The following is a 17,885-nucleotide window of genomic DNA, read 5'->3' on the forward strand; positions in this document are numbered from 1 at the left end:
AGTTTAAACTAATATATTTAGTTATATTTCAAATAAATAGAATAAAATACATAAAATTTAAAAATGAAGAATATTATAGCATCTACAATCATATTTTCTATAGCATTTACGGGAAGTTGTAATTCACAGAAAAATACGGAAAACAATCAAAATAAATCAGTTATAACAGATCAAAAATATGATATTGAAAAAATCGAATTAACGGAACAAACCAGAGGAACAAATAAGAAGACCACTTTTACTCCTACTACCATCACTACTTTATTAAATGAAACTTCAAAAGTCTCCGATTTATCGGCTAACAATTGGAAAAGCATAGTAAAGGAAGCGAGCTTAATTGATTTAAATAAAATATCCTCTTATCCATCACCTACAACAGGTCGTTTTTCTGATCGGGCACTGTCATCAACTATAATCATTACCCATAAAGGTAAAACTTTCCAATCATCAGAATTTGATGCTGGAACACCTCCAAAAGAACTGGAAGCATTATATCAATTATTAAAAAAATAACCTGAAGCAAAGTTCAGGTTAAAAGTAAAAATTAGAATTTGTAGGCTATATTCCAGGAAAAGCCCATATTGAATTTAGATGAACTTCTACCAAAACCAGGAACAATCATAGGTTGTATATCGTCCTGTTTTGTTGTAAATACCATATACTTAGGTTGAAGGTTAACATCAATATAAAAATTAGATTCAAATAATTGTACTCTACCTCCAATAACTCCTTCAAGCCAATAGGAAGATTGAGTAGAAGACGGGAAAGCAATAGATGAACTGCTTCCTCCAAATCCCCGGACAGGTACAGCCATATACTCCTGAGTATAGAATGATCCTGCAGCTTTTCCGCCTGCATAGAAACCATTGAACTCATTTTCAGGATCCTGAGCAAGCATATAAAACACACCCAGCTTTACAAAAGGACCATTTACCTTTGCGTCATACCCATTCTTCTGATAAATATTTTTCTCAAAACCAGCTTCTGCAACTCCATGCAAACTTCCTTTAATCTTTGAAGATATAAATCCCTGATATAATTTCCTGTCTGAGAAAAAAGCACTTCCAAAATTAAGAACGTCAAAACCAACCATAAAATTAGGCTCATACTTCCATTTTTCTTTTTTAGGCTCTGCTTTTACTTTCTTCTCCTGAGCGAAGCTCAATAAGCTTAGTATACTAAAAAAGAAGGTAAAGATTAGTTTTGTCTTCATTCTCTATATTATTTTGTCCTATTTCTACTTTAGTAACTGGATTTGGAGTTACTAATTCAGAACTTACATTATTATATGTTTTCTTCACACCACATCCCGGAGAGACGTAGGTAGCTTTTGTGCCATAACTTATTCTTACTTTGGATTCCTGTCCTTTATCTGTAAGTCTGATATAAACGTCTGTATAAGGAGAGTCATCGACTCTAAGAGGCACTAATCTGGAGGTTATTTTTTGCTGTTTTCCTAATTGCACTTTTCCTGATCCATAATCTACAGCAACATACAGAGAATCTAAAGTTACTTCTTTATCAGTAGCTGCACTCTTGAACCCAATCTTAATTCTGGGCGTTCCTTCTCCACTTTCACAAATATCATCATCTCCACCACATGAACAAAGCATTCCCAAAATCAGGGTTAATATGAGAAATTTAAAATATTTCATAATATGATTTGAATTCAAATTTAGGCAAATTATTTTTTTATCAGCAATGCAATATTCTCAACATGATGGGTTTGGGGAAACATATCAACAGGTAATATTTTAACTACATTATAATGATCCTTCATTAGTGCTAAGTCTCTCGCCTGAGTAGCTGAATTACAACTTACATACACTACTTTTTCAGGAGAAAGTTTTAAGATCTGTTCTACAACTTTCTGATGCATCCCATCTCTTGGTGGGTCAGTAATTAAGACATCAGCTTTTGGATGATTTTCCAGGAATTCATCATTAAAAACATTCTTCATATCACCACAATAGAAGGTGCAATTGGTAAGGCCATTTAACTCAGCATGTTCAATTGCTGCATCAATAGCTTCCTGTACCGATTCTATTCCGATTACCTGTTTTGCTTTTCTGGCTACATACTGTGCAATAGTTCCGGTTCCTGTATATAAGTCATAAACTACTTCATCACCTTTTAAATCAGCAAATTCTAATGTCTTTCTATAAAGTTCCAAAGCCTGTTTGTAGTTGGTTTGAAAAAAAGATTTTGGTCCTATTTTAAATTTCAATCCGTCCATCTCTTCCATTAAAAACCCTTCTCCAAAATATGTTTTAATATTTAAATCATAAATAGAGTCGTTTTGCTTAGAGTTAATTGCATAGACTAACGTTTTAATCTGTGGAAATTTATTCAATAAAAATTCAAAAAGCTTTTCTCTGTTTTCTTTTTCTTCTCTATAAAGTTGGAATAGCACCATCCATTCCCCGCTAGAGTTTTGTCTCATCATTAGAGTTCTCAAAAAACCTTCCTGATTTCTAACATCAAAAAAGTCTAATCCATTTTCCACGGCATAGTTTTTTACCGCCAAACGGATCGCATTGGATGGATCTTCCTGAAGGAAGCATTCTTTAAGATCTAAAATTTTGCTCCACATTCCAGGAATATGAAACCCTAAAGCATCTCTGCTTCCAAAATTTTCTTCAGAACTTATCTCGTATTGAGTAAGCCATCTGGCATTTGAGAAAGAGAACTCCATTTTGTTTCTATAGAAATACTGATCCTCAGCACCTAAAATTGAAATGGTTTCAAAATTATCAATTCCACCAATTCTCTTTATATTATTATAAACCTCTTCTTGTTTGAAATCCAGCTGCTTTTCATAGCTCATATTCTGCCATTTACATCCACCACAAGTTCCAAAATGAATACATTTGGCATCTACTCTAAAAGGAGACTTTTCTAAAACTTCTACTGTTTCAGCTTCAAAATATTTAGATTTAGACTTTCTTACTCTTGCGTTCACAACATCTCCCGGAATAGCACCTGAAACCAAAACGGTTTTCCCTTCATCTGTCTTCCCTATTGCTACACCTTTAGCACCAGCTGTTAAAAGCTTAATATTTTCAAGAATAATATCTTTCTTCTTTCTCATTCCCTAATTTCTATTTTTTCTATATCACGAATGTAACCTTCCGGTTTCAATTTGCAAAAATACAATAAAAAAAACCTTATCCTAGGACAAGGTTTTTCATCTATGTTAAAGTTTATTATTTTGTTGGAGCGGGTTGAGGATTTTCTGGTTGAGGAGCCATCTGCTGTGCAGAAGGATCAACACCTAACCCTGGTTGCAATTGTACATTAGGATTTACTTTAGGTGCAGAAAGCCCTGTAATTTTATCCAAAATTGTTACCAATTCCGGTTCTCCCAAATTCACAAAAGATCTACTTGCTATTTTACCATCCTTATCTATGATTACAAAACAAGGTAACTTAAATCCATAAACGCCATATTTCTTAGCAATATCAGAATTTAATCCCCCATCACCATATACATTTGTTCCTGGAATTCCTTTTAGTAAAGAATTACTTGTTTTTACAAACTGATCTTTAGTATCATCAACATTTACAAATACGAAATTCATCTTAGATTTATAAAAATTAACAACTTCTTTCAGCACTGGTACAGCAGCTTCTCCTATGTATGGATTCCAAGATGCATAGAAAAGCAACATATAAGGTTTTCCTTTATTTTCAGTAAGTTTATAAGATTTACCATCTTGCTTTATTAAAGAAGCATCGGGAGCAACATCACCAATTTTAATACCATTTACTGCTATTTGAATTTTCGAAAGGTCACTCTTAATAGTAGCATCTTTGATATCTTCATCGATGATCTTCTTAATCTTATCAGTAACCTTAGCGGGTGAACCTGGATGAATATCAGACTGAGCCATTACGAAAGCCAAAAGATAATCCTTAGCCGTTTGATTGATATCCTTTTTTGATTTTAAATATTGGGCAAACAATTCTGAAGTTGTAACATCAGTTTTATTTTTGCTATTTGCTTCAGCATACTTTTGAAAATCAGGACTCATTTTAGCCAATAAATATTGTCTGTAATAAGGATTCTCTTTTATCATAACATCCTTATTTTCCTGAAGTTTATTTTCATAATCAGTAAAGGTTTTACCTACTTTAAATGAAGGATTACCGGTCTGACTTTGTTTCATTTCATACTGACTGATAATAGATAATAATGTACTGGAAAGATCATTCTTTTTCCATTTTACTACCTCACTGTCAGGACTAAATTTTCTTTCATTTTCTTCAATATTGCTGTTGATATCTTTTTCAACTTTTTGGATACCTGCAAGAAAACCTTTTTCATCTTTAGTCATCAGCTCATTCATGTTCACCGTTTGAGCATAATTAGTTAAATACTTTTGGGAAGCTGTAAAGAAGTCATTATTCTTTTTTGCATCTCCTGTAATAACATAATCATTTGGAAATGTCATTCCATTTCCTGAGATATTAAGGGTTTGCCCACCCTTTAAGTATACTAAGTTTTGCTTTCCAGCATAAGAAATAAGATACATCCCATTTTTAGGAGCTTCAAAGCTTCCAGCGAAAGTACCATCATTTTTCACTCCAATGTTAGCTAACGGTAACGTAGCAACCCCTGAAGCTTCAATAAATTCTATTCTTTCTAATGGTGATCCACCTGTAATTTTTCCTTTTACTTCTACTTTTTTAGAGCAAGACATCACAAATATTGCAATGATAAACAATAAAAGATATTTTTTCATTTTGATTTTTAATAATTAAACAAAAATAAGTTTTTCAAGTATACTAAATACAATTAAATAGTACTTTTTATGAAACATTTAACTAAAAAAATCGCCATCCAATAAGGAGACGATTTTTTTTATCTATTTGAACTAGTTTTATCCTTTATCAACTAGCGCTGACATATATTCTCTGTTCATTCTGGCAATGTTTTCAAGAGAAATTCCCTTAGGACATTCTACTTCACAAGCTCCTGTATTTGAACAGTTACCAAATCCTTCTTCATCCATTGCCTGCACCATATTAAGAACTCTTCTTTTTGCTTCTACTCTTCCTTGAGGAAGTAGCGCGAACTGAGACACTTTAGCACCAACAAATAACATGGCAGAACCATTTTTACAGGTCGCCACACAAGCACCACACCCGATACATGCTGCTGCATCCATTGCTTTATCAGCATCTTCTTTAGGTACTGGAATAGCATTTGCATCCAATGTATTTCCTGAAGTATTCACAGAAATAAAACCACCTGCGGCCATTACTCTGTCAAATGCACTTCTATCTACCATTAAGTCTTTAATTACCGGGAAAGCAGCACTTCTCCAAGGTTCAATAACGATCGTTTCTCCGTCTTTGAACATTCTCATGTGAAGCTGACAAGTGGTGATCCCTGTATCAGGACCATGTGCTCTACCATTGATGTAAAGAGAACACATTCCACAGATTCCTTCACGACAGTCGTGATCGAAAGCGATAGGTTCTTTTCCTTCGTTAATTAAATTCTCGTTAAGGATGTCCAGCATTTCTAAGAATGAAGAATCTGTAGAAACATCCGATATTTTATAGGTCTCAAACTGACCTTTAGTTTTTGTATTTTTTTGTCTCCAAATTTTCAGCGTAAGATGAAGGCCTTTTTTTGCACTCATAATTTTATATTTATAGGTTGGAGATTATTTGTAACTTCTTGCTTTAACTTCGATGTTTTCATAGATAAGATCTTCTTTGTGCAGAACTTCCTGTTTGATATCATCACCCTGATATTCCCAAGCTCCTACATATTTGAAGTTAACATCATCTCTTTCCGCTTCACCTTCCGGAGTAGCATGATCTTCTCTGAAATGTCCTCCACAAGATTCGTTTCTGTGTAAAGCATCAATTGCCATTAGCTGTCCTAATTCAATAAAGTCTGCTACCCTGAACGCTTTTTCAAGTTCAGTGTTCATCCCTTTAGCTTCTCCCATTACTTTTACGTTCTTCCAGAAATCTTTTTTCACTTCATCGATTTCTGCGATCGCTTCTCTTAAACCTTCAGGAGTTCTTCCCATTCCAACCTTATTCCACATGATGTGTCCTAATTGCTTGTGGAAATGATCTACTGAATGTGTTCCTTTATTATTAACAAAGAAGTTTACCTTGTCTTTAATTTCTTTTTCAGCTTCCTCAAACTCAGCAGAAGTCGTAGGAATTTCTCCCGTTCTGATATCTGCAGAAAGATAATCTGCAATGGTGTAAGGAAGTACGAAATATCCGTCTGCCAAACCTTGCATTAATGCAGAAGCTCCCAATCTGTTGGCTCCGTGGTCTGAGAAGTTAGCCTCACCAATTACAAAACATCCCGGGATTGTAGATTGCAAGTTATAATCAACCCAAACACCACCCATTGTGTAGTGAACCGCTGGATAAATCTTCATTGGAGTTTTGTAAGGATCATCTGCAGTAATCTTTTCGTACATTACGAATAAGTTACCATACTTCTCCTCAATCCAACTTTTACCTAAATCATAAATTTGCTGATCTGTAGGATTGTGAATATGCTTTTCAATAGCTGCTTCTTTACCTTTTTTAATGATTTCTGTAGAGAAATCTAAGTAAACACCTTCTTTGGTATCATTATTTTCAATTCCGAAACCAGCATCACATCTTTCTTTACCAGCTCTTGATGCAACATCACGAGGAACAAGGTTTCCGAATGCCGGATATCTTCTTTCAAGATAGTAATCTCTATCTTCTTCTTTAATATTTTCAGGTCTCAATTTACCTTCTCTGATGGCAACTGAATCTTCAATATTTTTAGGAACCCAGATTCTTCCTGAGTTTCTTAATGATTCAGACATCAAAGTAAGTTTGGACTGCTGTGTTCCATGAACAGGAATACAAGTCGGGTGAATCTGTACATAACAAGGGTTTGCGAAATACGCTCCTTTTTTATGAATTTTCCAAGCCGCAGAAACGTTTGAACCCATTGCGTTGGTAGACAAGAAATATACGTTACCGTAACCTCCTGAAGCAATTACAACTGCGTGAGCCGAATGTCTTTCAATTTCACCAGTTACAAGGTTTCTAGCGATGATCCCTCTTGCTTTTCCGTCTACGATTACCAATTCTAGCATTTCGTGACGATTGTACATTTTTACTCTTCCTTTTCCGATCTGACGGCTTAATGAAGAATATGCACCTAATAATAACTGCTGTCCAGTTTGTCCTTTTGCATAAAAAGTTCTTTTTACCTGAACCCCACCAAATGAACGGTTATCTAATTGACCGCCGTAATCTCTACCGAAAGGAACTCCCTGAGAAACACATTGGTCGATAATATTTGCAGAAACTTCAGCTAATCTGTAAACATTTGCCTCTCTTGCTCTGTAGTCACCACCTTTGATCGTGTCATAGAACAATCTGTAAGTAGAGTCACCGTCTCCCTGATAATTTTTAGCTGCATTGATTCCTCCCTGAGCTGCAATAGAGTGTGCTCTTCTTGGAGAATCCTGATAGCAGAATGCTTTTACATTATATCCTTGCTCAGCCAGAGTAGCTGCAGCAGAACCACCTGCCAAACCTGTACCTACAACAATAATATCAATCTTATCTCTGTTGTTTGGTGCAACAAGGTTCATATGATCTTTATGATTTTTCCATTTATCCTTTAAAGGACCCGCCGGAATTTTTGAATCTAATTTACTCATATTAGTATATTGATATTATTGAGTTACAAAATGATAAATTGCAATAAAAATAAACCCAAATGGAATAAGGATCGAATACCAAGTTCCTATCGCCTTAAGTATTGGAGTATATTTTGGATGTCTTGCACCAACTGACTGGAAAGAAGACTGAAATCCATGAGCCAGGTGCAGTCCCAATAATACAAATGAGATTACATATAAAGCTACTCTCCAGATATCAGCAAATTTCTCATGCAATTCCGGCCAAAAACGTTCCGCATCCGGAGCCAGTCCTTCCACATACTTGTAGTTTATTTCATGAATCCAGAAATCATAAAAGTGAAGCGCTAAAAAAGCCAATACAACAGCTCCGGAAATAATCATATTTCTAGACATCCATGTAGAATTCAAAGCCGCATTGTTTGAAGCATATTTAACTGGACGCGCTTTATTATTCTTAATCTCCAGCACAAATCCCATAATAAAATGGAAAAGAACTGCAAAACCAAGAATAGGTTGCATCAAGAATTGAACAAAAGGATTATACCCCATAAAATCTGATGCTGTATTAAAAGCATCGCGATTTATAACAGATAATAAATTTGTTGTTAAATGCAGTATAAGAAAAATCAGCAAAAACATAGCTGATAATGCCATAGCATATTTTCTACCTATTGTAGAACTCGTTAAACCTGCCATATTAAGTTTAAATTTGAATTTCTACAAAATTAGGAAATGTTAACAATATTATAAAGTGAGAAATCTCACTATTAGCCAGTTTGTAATCTTTCTAAATAAGAGCCTAAAGTATAGTAAATAAGAGAAAAAATAAAAAAATGTAACAATTAATTTATATCATAAATTTTGCTCTTATAGATAATCTTTTTCGTTATACCCTCTAAACTTTTCAATTCAATATTTTTTAATCTTCTTGATGAGCTGTATGGATTAATCACATACTTAATTACTTTCTCTCTGTCAGAAGTATTTGCCATCCAAAAATAAGCCCTGTTTCCATCCTTAATTGAAAGTACCTTATCCTTTCCTACTTGGTGAACCAAAATTTCTTCTCTCTGATTCTCTTTAATATTAAACCCAGACCGGACAATAAAAAACATTAAACTTAGTATGATGAATCTCATTATATTTTTAAAATTAAATTTAAGAAATACAAACCTCAGCACATATATAATTATTAACAAGAGAAAAACCTCAACCAAATTCATTGAGATATTTTCAAAAAAGAGAAAATCGAAATCGGCAAACCAATGAATAGATTTTAATAATCCGTGAATCACAAAGTCATACACCATATTAATGATATCAAAATCTAAATGGAGGGCAATTAAGCCTGCCATTCCAAATGATAACATAATGATCAGTTCAGAGAAAGGAACAATAACAAAATTGGCTAAAATGGAAATAAAAGAAAACTGATGAAAATAATATAAGACCAAAGGAAGGGTTGCCAATTGAGCTGAAATCGAAATAGAGATCGTATTAAAGATTAACTTTTTACCATAGCCATCCTGCTTTGGAAGGCACTTTAAAATAGGTTGATTTAACCAGAAAATCCCCAAAACGGCAATAAAACTTAATTGAAATCCTATATTAAAAAGCTGGTGAGTATCAAAAATTAGAATAATAAAAGCTGACAAAGCCATAGAATGTAATACATCGGGTTTTCTTTGAAGCAATACATAAATAAAATAAACGGTCAACATGATACATGACCTCAGTACTGAATTACCAAACCCAATAAAAGCAGCAAAAAACCAGAGAAACACTAAACTTATAATGATGGTATATCGCCTAAATTTGAGAGGTAGTACCAATTTAAAAAGAAAATAAAACAATCCAAAGATCACCATAATATGTGTTCCGGAAATAGCAAGAAAATGAACCAGCCCTGATCTGCTGAAATCCTGCACTATGGAGGAATCAATCTCCGTCCTATCGGCAAGAATAACACCTTTTAAAAACTCCCTGCTTTGAGCAGAAATGTCGGTATTATCTATATTCTGCAGGACTTTAAGCCTTTTCTGCTTAATTTTTTCCTGTATATCAAGATCAGTTCTTGGAACAGAAAGAATTTCATTCGACACATACAATTGGTACCCAATATTTTTCCGTTTCAGGTAATGGGAATAGTCAAATTGAAAATCATATTGTGGAGGTTTTAGCTTACCTATAAAAGCTTCTACTTTATAGTAGTGATCAAAATCAAGCTGATCGCGTTCTACAGGTATACGTACAATTGAACTAAAGTATTTTTTCCCAACCTGTGCAATACATTCATAATTTTTATACTTTTCATTGGAATTTAGTTTCTTAGAGATTTTAAAGACTACAGTCTTTTTTGATGAATCAAAATTGGTTTCAGAAGAAGTGACCATATTACAACAATGAATAATAATCCCTATTCCAAAAAACATTATTCCTAACAAAACCGACTTGCTTTTATGTATTAGATAAGATTTAAAAAATAGTGTAGCAAAAATGGCTGAACAAATTCCCGCAAAAATAAATATTGCCGTTTTATTCAGCGAAAATTGATCCTGGAAAATTATTCCAAGGATAAAACACAGGACAAGAATAAAAAGGGGTTGTTTGTTCAACTTAAGGATTTACTATACCAAAATAGTAAATAAAAACCACATAACTGCATGGTTTTGTTTTTCTTAAAATATAGGAACAGAAATCCGATATGTTTTTTCCTTTATATTTTCAAAATAATATCCGCAGCATGATCACTAGCTCCTTTTCCGCCAAGTTTCTCTCTAAGCAGCTCATAATCTTTTAGTACCTGATCTCTTTTTTGTCCTTCCAAAATTTTAGTTAATTCTTCAACAAGGTTTTTAGTATTCAGATCATTTTGTATCAATTCTTTCACAACCTCCCTATCCATGATCAGATTTACCAAAGAAATATAGTTGATATTCTTCACTAACCTTTTAGCAATGGCATAGGAGATTTTACTTCCACGGTAGCATACTACTTCAGGAATATTCAGCAAGGCCGTTTCTAAAGTTGCTGTTCCGGAGGTTACCAATGCTGCTTTAGAACATCTCAACAAATCGTATGTTCTATTGGAGACAAAATGAACATTATCATCCACATAACTTTGATAAAACTCTTTGGGAAGACTTGGTGCACCAGCAATTACAAATTGATAATTTTTAAAATGAGGCCTTACAGAAAGCATTATTTCAAGCATCTTTTCAACCTCCTGTTTTCTCGATCCCGGAAGCAGTGCAATTATTTCTTTTCCGTTTAAACCATGTTCTTTTTTAAATGCGTCGATGTTGATCTCTTGTAAACTTGAAATTGCATCCAGTAAAGGATGGCCTACAAAATGAGAGTGAACACCATGCTTTTTATAGAAATCTTCTTCAAAAGGTAAGATAACCATCATTTCATCTACGTACTTCTTGATAATCTCTACTCTACCCTCTTTCCATGCCCATAGCTGAGGAGATATATAATATACTACTTTTATCCCAAGTTCTTTGGCATATTTTGCGATCCTTAGGTTGAATCCTGGATAATCAACCAGAATTAAAACATCAGGTCTGTTATTCTTAATATCCTCTTTACAAAATTTTATATTATTAAGAATTGTCCTTAGGTTCATAGCCACTTCCAAAAACCCCATGAAAGCCAAATCACGGTAATGTTTCACTAATGTGCCACCTTGTTTAGTCATCAGATCGCCACCCCAAAACCTAAATTCGGCATTTGAATCTTTTTGTTTTAAAGCTTTCATTAAATTACTTCCGTGTAAATCCCCTGATGCTTCGCCAGCAATGATGTAATATTTCATTTCTATAATAAGGATAGAGAACAAATTAAGACTTTGTTAAATCTTAATTTGTAAATTTGTTCAAAGATAATGATAAAAAATGTCAGAAGAATTTGAAATCAGAAATAAAGTAAATGAAAGTGGTCTGGTAAATTTTGATCTTACTACTCTTCTTCCCAAAGGAATACGTAAGGGTATAGATCTTAAAGATTTTCTTTTCCAGGAAATGATCTTAAAAGAAAAAGATTTTCGCGAGAAAGTTGCCGCGATCAACACCGACGAATATACCGATACCTATATTTACATCTATAATTCCGCAGATGCCATTGTTCCATTATGGGCATATTTTGTCCTTACAGCTAAACTTACAGATGCAGCAAAAAAAATAGTTTTTGGCAATCGTGAAGATCTTGAAGTGATATTAATGCACAATGCAATACAAACTTATGATTTCGATGACATGAGAGGCAAAAGAGTTCTCGTAAAAGGTTGCTCAGATAAAGAAATTCCGGAAAATGCCTATGTAGAATTGGTAGAACAATTGAAACCTATTGTAAAGTCTCTTATGTTTGGAGAGGCATGTTCTAATGTCCCAATCATTAAGAACTAGTAATGAAAAAAAACGTAACCGCTTTTCTCTTATTTCTCATTTTTTTATTCATCTATTATGCTGGGAGTTTTACAAAAATTCCTTTCGCTGATTGCGTTGGATTTGTAGCACTTGTGGAAAAAGGTGAATGGATGACCACAGCCACAGCTACGACACATTTTTTTTATACCAATACGGCAATTCTCATTAAGAATTTAGCCAATATTAATTCTATAGAAGCAAGCAGGATTCTGGTTATTCTTTCCGGAGCAGCCACAATTGCGATAATTTACCTCACTGTAAGGATTGTTACAAAAAACGAATGGGTATCTATCACTACAGCTTTTGTGTTTGGTTTTAGCTTTACTTTTTGGAAAAATGCAGAAATAGTAGAAGTATATACCTATAATTCTTTATGGATTAGCCTCGTGTTTTTTTCAATAATAAAAAGTTTTATAGAAAATAAAAAAAATTACATTGTTTTAAGTGGATTATTTTTAGGGATCAGTCTCTGGATCCATATTCAGAATATCCTGTTGATCCCGGCGCTTCTTTTATTTCTTTTCTATTTCAGAGCAGAAAAAAAACAAGTCTTTTTATCCCTGCTTATTTTCTTAGTGCTTTTCTCTTCTCTATTTATTTTAAATACTTCTCAGGGATTATCACTAAGCTCTCCTTACACTTCCGATCAGGGAACCTGGGTTGAAGACTCCTTAAACAAAACATTTTTACAATATGTACAAGACTTCTTTAAGTCTTTTGTTTATCTAATTTATAACTTCAACATATTTACCTTCTTTGGAGTTGTTGGTGCATTTTTATTGTATAAATCAAATGCAAAAATGTTTTTTGTATTCTTTGCAGGATCATTATGCGTCTATGGGTTTTCAACTTTTTATGCGGTTTCGGATAACTATGTATTTTTTATTCCGTTCAATATCATCTTTGCGTTGTCTATTGGATATGGACTATCATCTTCAAAATATGCTGCCTTCAAAAAGATATCCTGGCTCTGTCTTTTTATCCCTTTAGGATATGTTCTTTCATATAGCGCAGTATCATCAACAGATAAAGGAAAAAACTTCAACGATTTTAAAAAATACAAAGGTGGACTAAAATATTATATGTTGCCATGGATGAATGACAATGTGGGTATTCTTGAATTTACTATTGATAAGAAAGAAGCTCCGGAACCAATCAACTGGATGACTGCCAGCGCTAAAGAATACATTAAGCTGTTAAGATCTAAAGGATATACCGACGAAGATATAAGAAAACTTTAACAGTAATTTTAGATTAAAAAAATTGTTTGGGAATATTTTTTGATAACTTTGGTTTACTAACAATTTAACAGACACAAACATGAATTTAATCGATTTGCTTACAGGAAATACAAGCAACCAGGTTGCAGAACAGGCAGAAAATAAATTTGGAATCAGTAAAAACCAGATTATTGCATTGTTGGCTGTTGCAGCACCTTTAGTTATTTCATATTTAAGAAATAAATCACAAGATTCAAAAGAAGCTGAAGCATTAAACAACGCCCTGGATAAAGATCATAACGGAAGTATTTTAGATGACTCTTCTCAGTTAGAAGCAAGACAAGCAGAAGGAGGTTCAATCCTTAGTCATGTTTTTGGTGGTGACAAACAAAATGTAGAAAATCAATTATCACAAAATACAGGGATTTCAATTGATAAAATAGGTCCCGTTCTGGCTATGCTTGCTCCACTTATCATGGGGTATATTGGTAAAGAAAAACAACAAAATAATGTTGGTGCCGGAGGCTTAGGTGATTTATTAGGCGGAATACTTGGAAATGCATCTAATCAGGCTCAGGCTGAGCAATCCAATCCATTAAATGACATCTTAGGAAGTGTATTAGGGGGTGGTGGACAATCTCAATCATCCGGAAATCCACTGAACGACATTTTAGGAAGTGTTTTAGGAGGGGGACAGCAAAAACAGCAGGAAGGAGGACTAGGTGGTATTTTGGGAAATATTTTTGGAAAATAATTTAATTTGTATATAAAAAAGGCCAAAGAATAGATCTTTGGCCTTTTTTTATTTTGTTTACTTTTTAGATTTTTCTTCCGAAGTCACTAATGATTTAGAAGCTTTTCTAGGTCTTCTTTTCCCATAGCTTCCATTATTAATTTTACCTCTTCTAGATTTTCTGTCTCCTTTTCCCATAATAATTAAGTATTTGTTGATTCATACGAATGTAAGAAAACTCGTTCGAAACAGACTACTTATCGCTGTTAAAGTTTTTATAAATCTAAACTTTAATGGTCTTCCATTTTCCTTTTTTAAATAATATAAAAGCCACTATTGTAATTAGAATTTCTGCTACAGGGATTGAAATAAAGACCCCTTTCGGCCCCATTCCAAGATGTTTTGACAGAAAGTAGGCAAAAGGAATCTGAAACATCCAAAATCCAAAAAAATTTATCCAGGTCGGTGTCCATGTATCTCCGGCTCCATTAAAAGCATTAACCATGACCATTCCTATTCCGTAGAAAAGAAAACCTACACTCATTATATGCAGCGCATTTTTAGCAAAGCTTTTAATTTCAACCTCCTGTGTAAAAAAACCGACCAGAAAATCTCCCAAAAGAAAAAATATCAAACTTACAACGAGCATAAAAACAACATTATACTTTACGGTTTTCATCACAGATTGTTCGGCTCTTAACATCTCGTTAGCCCCCATGTTCTGTCCAACCAAAGTAGAAGCAGCATTACTTAAGCCCCACGCTGGAAGCATAAAAAACATCATCAATCTTAATGCTGTCTGATACCCTGCTGAAGCATTTTCTCCTCCCGTTGTTGCGACAAGCTGTGCCAGAAATATCCAGCTGCATGATGCAATAACAAATTGAAAAATTCCTGGAGTTGCTATTTTTACAACTGATCTTATTAATCTGAAATCTGGTTTGAAATAATTTAATTTTATTCGGATTTGTGTATCAGCAATTAAGAGATGATACAATTGATAAATAACGCCCACACTTCTTCCTATTGTTGTTGCAAGGGCTGCGCCAGTTAAACCCATTGCCGGAATAGGACCAAAGCCCCTAATTAAAATGGGACAAAGAATAATATTGGCAATATTTGCGATCCATAAACTCTTCATTGCAATGGCTGCATTTCCTGCCCCTCTGAAAATTCCGTTAATTAAAAACAGAAGCATAATGATAACACTGCTTCCCATCATCATTCTTGTAAAATCTTTACCATAAGCGGCTGCTTCTGGCTTAGAACCCATAAGAATTAGGATTTCCTTTGCGTAAATTACTCCAAGTAAACTTAGAATAAAAGTAATGACAATCGAAACAAATAAAACCTGTGCAGCACTTCTGGAAGCTTGCTCAGGGTTTTTCTCACCAATTCTCCTTGCAACCAAAGCTGTTGCCGCCATACTCATCCCGATTGCAATAGAGTACATTACAGAAAGAACAGATTCTGTGAGCCCTACGGTTTGTATCGCATAACCACTTTCTTTCAGATGCCCTACAAAATACAGATCCACCAGAGCAAATACAGACTCCATTGCCATTTCCAGCATCATCGGAATGGCTAAAAGAAGTACAGCACTCCTTATACTGATCTTTGTATAGTCTACATCTCCGCCTTTAAATGCTTTTTTGAAAAAGTCTATATATTTTGTCATAATCTTTAATCATATTAATAGGATTCAAAAATATCACTTCCAAAACGATTAAGACTTGGCATATGGAAAGTTTTAGGAAAAAATAATATTATCTTTGCAAAAAATCTTATCAATGTTCAGAACACATACCAACGGAGAATTATCTCTAAAAAATCTTAATGAAGAAGTTACACTTTCAGGATGGGTACAAACTATCCGTGATAAAGGATTTATGATTTGGATAGATTTACGAGATCGTTACGGAATCACTCAGTTGGTTTTTGACCAGGACCGTTCTTCTACTCAGTTGATGGAAGAAGCTAAAAAACTGGGTCGTGAGTTTGTGATTCAGGTTAAGGGAAAAGTAATTGAAAGGGTAAGCAAAAACCCTAATATTCCAACTGGAGAGATTGAAATTTTAGTTGAAACATTAACGATTCTAAATGAGTCACAGCTTCCACCTTTCACTATTGAAGATGAAACCGATGGCGGCGAGGAACTAAGAATGAAATATCGTTATCTGGATATCAGAAGAAATCCTGTGAAAGATAAATTGATCTTCCGTCACAAAATGGCTCAAAAAGTAAGAAATTATCTTTCAGATGAAGGATTTATTGAAGTTGAAACTCCGGTTCTTATTAAATCTACTCCGGAAGGAGCAAGAGACTTTGTGGTTCCTAGCAGAATGAATCCAGGACAGTTTTATGCATTACCACAATCTCCACAAACTTTCAAACAGCTTTTGATGGTAGGTGGAATGGATAAATATTTCCAGATCGTAAAATGCTTCCGTGATGAGGATTTAAGAGCCGACAGACAACCGGAATTTACTCAGATAGACTGTGAAATGGCTTTTGTAGAGCAGGAAGATGTAATGAACGTTTTTGAAGGGATGACTAAAACGCTTATTAAAGATATTACAGGTCAGGAATTCGGAACTTTTCCAAGAATGACTTTTGCTGATGCCATGCAAAAATATGGGAATGACAAACCGGATATTCGTTTTGGAATGGAATTCGTGGAGCTGAATGAGCTTGTAAAAGGAAAAGAATTCAAAATATTTGATGATGCTGAATTGGTTGTCGGAATCAATGTTGAAGGTTGCGCAGACTACACCAGAAAACAAATCGACGAATTGGTGGATTGGGTAAAACGTCCACAGATCGGAGCTTCGGGAATGGTTTGGCTAAAATTCCAAAATGACGGGGTAAAAACGTCTTCTGTTAATAAGTTTTATAATGAAGAAGATCTGGCAAAGATCATTGAAAAATTTGGAGCAAAAGAAGGTGACCTCATGTTGATCCTTTCAGGAAATGAGCATAAAGTACGAACTCAGCTTTCAGCTTTAAGAATGGAACTTGGAAACCGTTTAGGATTGAGAAAAGGAAATGTTTTTGCACCTCTTTGGGTAGTTGATTTTCCATTATTGGAATTTGATGAAGAAACTCAAAGATACCACGCTATGCACCACCCATTTACATCTCCAAAACCTGAAGATATCCACTTATTAGAAACAGATCCTGGAAAAGCAAGAGCTAATGCTTATGATATGGTTCTTAATGGAAATGAAATTGGTGGTGGATCTATCAGAATTTTCGATAAGGATCTTCAGTCAAAAATGTTTGATCTTTTAGGGTTCTCAAAAGAAGAAGCGGAAGCTCAGTTTGGCTTCTTAATGAATGCATTCAAATATGGAGCTCCTCCTCATGGTGGTTTAGCATTCGGGTTTGACCGTTTGGTAGCTATTCTTGACGGAAATGAAGTGATCAGAGATTATATTGCATTTCCTAAAAATAACTCAGGACGTGATGTTATGATCGATGCACCAGCTTCTATTGCGGATGCTCAACTCGATGAGTTAGAATTAAAATTGAATTTAAAAGCATAAATTTAAAGCGAGGTTTTTCCTCGCTTTTTTATTTTATCCCATATGACAAAAGAAGAACTCATTGATTTTATAGACAATCTTAGGAAAGATTTTATCGAAAATAAGGAGCAATGAGAAAACAGAACCATTGAAGATTATTTAGAAGCAATGTCTAGCTATATTCAAGATATAGATGGTTATTATATTAATACCAGCCAAAATATTGATTTAGAAAAGATTAATTGGAAAGTTTTCTCCGACCTATTAAAAGGAAGCAGCATCTACGAATAGAAAGATATAGATTATTC

17 protein-coding genes are annotated in these 17,885 nt (G+C 34.2%); 6 read left to right on the top strand and 11 right to left on the bottom strand.

Annotation, left to right across the window (positions count from 1 at the left end):
* The first annotated feature begins 63 nt into the window (after window positions 1-63).
* Window positions 64-513 (top strand): hypothetical protein, encoded by a 450-nt coding sequence (locus tag NG806_RS13155; protein ID WP_261510004.1) that lies wholly within the window; start codon window positions 64-66, stop codon window positions 511-513.
* Between the two features lie 31 nt (window positions 514-544).
* Here the strand turns inward: NG806_RS13155 and NG806_RS13160 are convergent, their stop codons facing one another.
* The 9 genes from NG806_RS13160 to lpxB all read right to left on the bottom strand — a co-directional run bounded on the left by NG806_RS13160 (window position 545) and on the right by lpxB (window position 11,490).
* Window positions 545-1,213, bottom strand: coding sequence for a DUF6048 family protein (locus NG806_RS13160; RefSeq protein ID WP_261510005.1), 669 nt, complete (start codon window positions 1,211-1,213; stop codon window positions 545-547).
* A complete protein-coding gene (locus NG806_RS13165) occupies window positions 1,179-1,655 on the bottom strand; it encodes a DUF6452 family protein (RefSeq protein ID WP_214827633.1) in 477 nt (158 codons plus the stop codon). Before NG806_RS13165 ends, NG806_RS13160 begins: the two co-directional genes overlap by 35 nt.
* Before the next feature lie 29 nt (window positions 1,656-1,684).
* Complete coding sequence (gene rlmD, locus NG806_RS13170) at window positions 1,685-3,091, bottom strand: 23S rRNA (uracil(1939)-C(5))-methyltransferase RlmD (RefSeq protein ID WP_261510006.1); 1,407 nt, start codon at window positions 3,089-3,091, stop codon at window positions 1,685-1,687.
* A 115-nt stretch (window positions 3,092-3,206) separates the two neighbouring features.
* Window positions 3,207-4,745 carry a TlpA family protein disulfide reductase gene (locus NG806_RS13175; RefSeq protein WP_261510007.1) on the bottom strand — a complete coding sequence of 513 codons (1,539 nt, stop codon included), beginning with the start codon at window positions 4,743-4,745 and terminating at the stop codon, window positions 3,207-3,209.
* A 138-nt stretch (window positions 4,746-4,883) separates the two neighbouring features.
* Window positions 4,884-5,651: a succinate dehydrogenase/fumarate reductase iron-sulfur subunit gene (locus NG806_RS13180; RefSeq protein ID WP_214827602.1), complete on the bottom strand. Its 768-nt coding sequence runs from the start codon at window positions 5,649-5,651 to the stop codon at window positions 4,884-4,886.
* A 24-nt stretch (window positions 5,652-5,675) separates the two neighbouring features.
* Window positions 5,676-7,688, bottom strand: a complete 2,013-nt coding sequence (locus tag NG806_RS13185) for a fumarate reductase/succinate dehydrogenase flavoprotein subunit (protein ID WP_261510009.1) — start codon at window positions 7,686-7,688, stop codon at window positions 5,676-5,678.
* Between the two features lie 15 nt (window positions 7,689-7,703).
* A complete protein-coding gene (locus NG806_RS13190; RefSeq protein ID WP_214827597.1) occupies window positions 7,704-8,366 on the bottom strand; it encodes a succinate dehydrogenase cytochrome b subunit in 663 nt (220 codons plus the stop codon).
* Window positions 8,367-8,512: 146 nt separating this feature from the next.
* Window positions 8,513-10,285 carry a ComEC/Rec2 family competence protein gene (locus NG806_RS13195; protein ID WP_390882514.1) on the bottom strand — a complete coding sequence of 591 codons (1,773 nt, stop codon included), beginning with the start codon at window positions 10,283-10,285 and terminating at the stop codon, window positions 8,513-8,515.
* 101 nt (window positions 10,286-10,386) lie between these two features.
* Entirely contained in the window at window positions 10,387-11,490 is a 1,104-nt protein-coding gene (gene lpxB, locus NG806_RS13200; RefSeq protein WP_214827593.1) for a lipid-A-disaccharide synthase, read from the bottom strand.
* Between the two features lie 79 nt (window positions 11,491-11,569).
* Here lpxB and NG806_RS13205 point away from each other — a divergent pair, with 79 nt between their 5' ends.
* The 3 genes from NG806_RS13205 (at window position 11,570) to NG806_RS13215 (ending at window position 14,074) form a co-directional block, all read left to right on the top strand.
* The gene (locus NG806_RS13205; RefSeq protein WP_261510012.1) at window positions 11,570-12,079 is read left to right on the top strand and encodes a DUF2480 family protein; all 510 of its coding nucleotides are present in this window, start codon (window positions 11,570-11,572) and stop codon (window positions 12,077-12,079) included.
* A gap of 2 nt (window positions 12,080-12,081) precedes the next feature.
* Window positions 12,082-13,341 (top strand): DUF2723 domain-containing protein, encoded by a 1,260-nt coding sequence (locus NG806_RS13210; protein ID WP_261510013.1) that lies wholly within the window; start codon window positions 12,082-12,084, stop codon window positions 13,339-13,341.
* 79 nt (window positions 13,342-13,420) lie between these two features.
* Entirely contained in the window at window positions 13,421-14,074 is a 654-nt protein-coding gene (locus NG806_RS13215; RefSeq protein ID WP_214827587.1) for a DUF937 domain-containing protein, read from the top strand.
* Between the two features lie 57 nt (window positions 14,075-14,131).
* Here NG806_RS13215 and NG806_RS13220 read toward each other — a convergent pair whose 3' ends face one another.
* Together NG806_RS13220 and NG806_RS13225 are read right to left on the bottom strand one after the other, a co-directional pair.
* Complete coding sequence (locus NG806_RS13220; protein ID WP_214827584.1) at window positions 14,132-14,251, bottom strand: 30S ribosomal protein THX; 120 nt, start codon at window positions 14,249-14,251, stop codon at window positions 14,132-14,134.
* A gap of 85 nt (window positions 14,252-14,336) precedes the next feature.
* Entirely contained in the window at window positions 14,337-15,731 is a 1,395-nt protein-coding gene (locus tag NG806_RS13225) for an MATE family efflux transporter (RefSeq protein WP_261510016.1), read from the bottom strand.
* 112 nt (window positions 15,732-15,843) lie between these two features.
* Between NG806_RS13225 and aspS the strand changes: the two genes are divergently transcribed.
* Window positions 15,844-17,598 carry an aspartate--tRNA ligase gene (gene aspS / locus NG806_RS13230; protein WP_261510018.1) on the top strand — a complete coding sequence of 585 codons (1,755 nt, stop codon included), beginning with the start codon at window positions 15,844-15,846 and terminating at the stop codon, window positions 17,596-17,598.
* A 126-nt stretch (window positions 17,599-17,724) separates the two neighbouring features.
* On the top strand, window positions 17,725-17,868 hold the full coding sequence (locus NG806_RS23095) for a DUF7660 family protein (protein WP_449243642.1): 144 nt from the start codon (window positions 17,725-17,727) through the stop codon (window positions 17,866-17,868).
* The last annotated feature ends 17 nt before the right edge of the window (window positions 17,869-17,885 follow it).

This window comes from Chryseobacterium paludis (assembly GCF_025403485.1).
Classification (GTDB): domain Bacteria; phylum Bacteroidota; class Bacteroidia; order Flavobacteriales; family Weeksellaceae; genus Chryseobacterium; species Chryseobacterium paludis.

Bases quoted from the DNA above. Each gene is read 5' to 3' on its own strand.
- NG806_RS13155 (WP_261510004.1), top strand. From the start codon at position 64: ATGAAGAATATTATAGCATCTACAATCATATTTTCTATAGCATTTACG.
- NG806_RS13190 (WP_214827597.1), bottom strand. From the start codon at position 8,366: ATGGCAGGTTTAACGAGTTCTACAATAGGTAGAAAATATGCTATGGCA.
- rlmD (WP_261510006.1), bottom strand. From the start codon at position 3,091: ATGAGAAAGAAGAAAGATATTATTCTTGAAAATATTAAGCTTTTAACA.
- NG806_RS13165 (WP_214827633.1), bottom strand. From the start codon at position 1,655: ATGAAATATTTTAAATTTCTCATATTAACCCTGATTTTGGGAATGCTT.
- NG806_RS13180 (WP_214827602.1), bottom strand. From the start codon at position 5,651: ATGAGTGCAAAAAAAGGCCTTCATCTTACGCTGAAAATTTGGAGACAA.
- aspS (WP_261510018.1), top strand. From the start codon at position 15,844: ATGTTCAGAACACATACCAACGGAGAATTATCTCTAAAAAATCTTAAT.
- NG806_RS13185 (WP_261510009.1), bottom strand. From the start codon at position 7,688: ATGAGTAAATTAGATTCAAAAATTCCGGCGGGTCCTTTAAAGGATAAA.
- NG806_RS13215 (WP_214827587.1), top strand. From the start codon at position 13,421: ATGAATTTAATCGATTTGCTTACAGGAAATACAAGCAACCAGGTTGCA.
- NG806_RS13210 (WP_261510013.1), top strand. From the start codon at position 12,082: ATGAAAAAAAACGTAACCGCTTTTCTCTTATTTCTCATTTTTTTATTC.
- NG806_RS13225 (WP_261510016.1), bottom strand. From the start codon at position 15,731: ATGACAAAATATATAGACTTTTTCAAAAAAGCATTTAAAGGCGGAGAT.
- NG806_RS13175 (WP_261510007.1), bottom strand. From the start codon at position 4,745: ATGAAAAAATATCTTTTATTGTTTATCATTGCAATATTTGTGATGTCT.
- NG806_RS13205 (WP_261510012.1), top strand. From the start codon at position 11,570: ATGTCAGAAGAATTTGAAATCAGAAATAAAGTAAATGAAAGTGGTCTG.
- lpxB (WP_214827593.1), bottom strand. From the start codon at position 11,490: ATGAAATATTACATCATTGCTGGCGAAGCATCAGGGGATTTACACGGA.
- NG806_RS13160 (WP_261510005.1), bottom strand. From the start codon at position 1,213: ATGAAGACAAAACTAATCTTTACCTTCTTTTTTAGTATACTAAGCTTA.
- NG806_RS13220 (WP_214827584.1), bottom strand. From the start codon at position 14,251: ATGGGAAAAGGAGACAGAAAATCTAGAAGAGGTAAAATTAATAATGGA.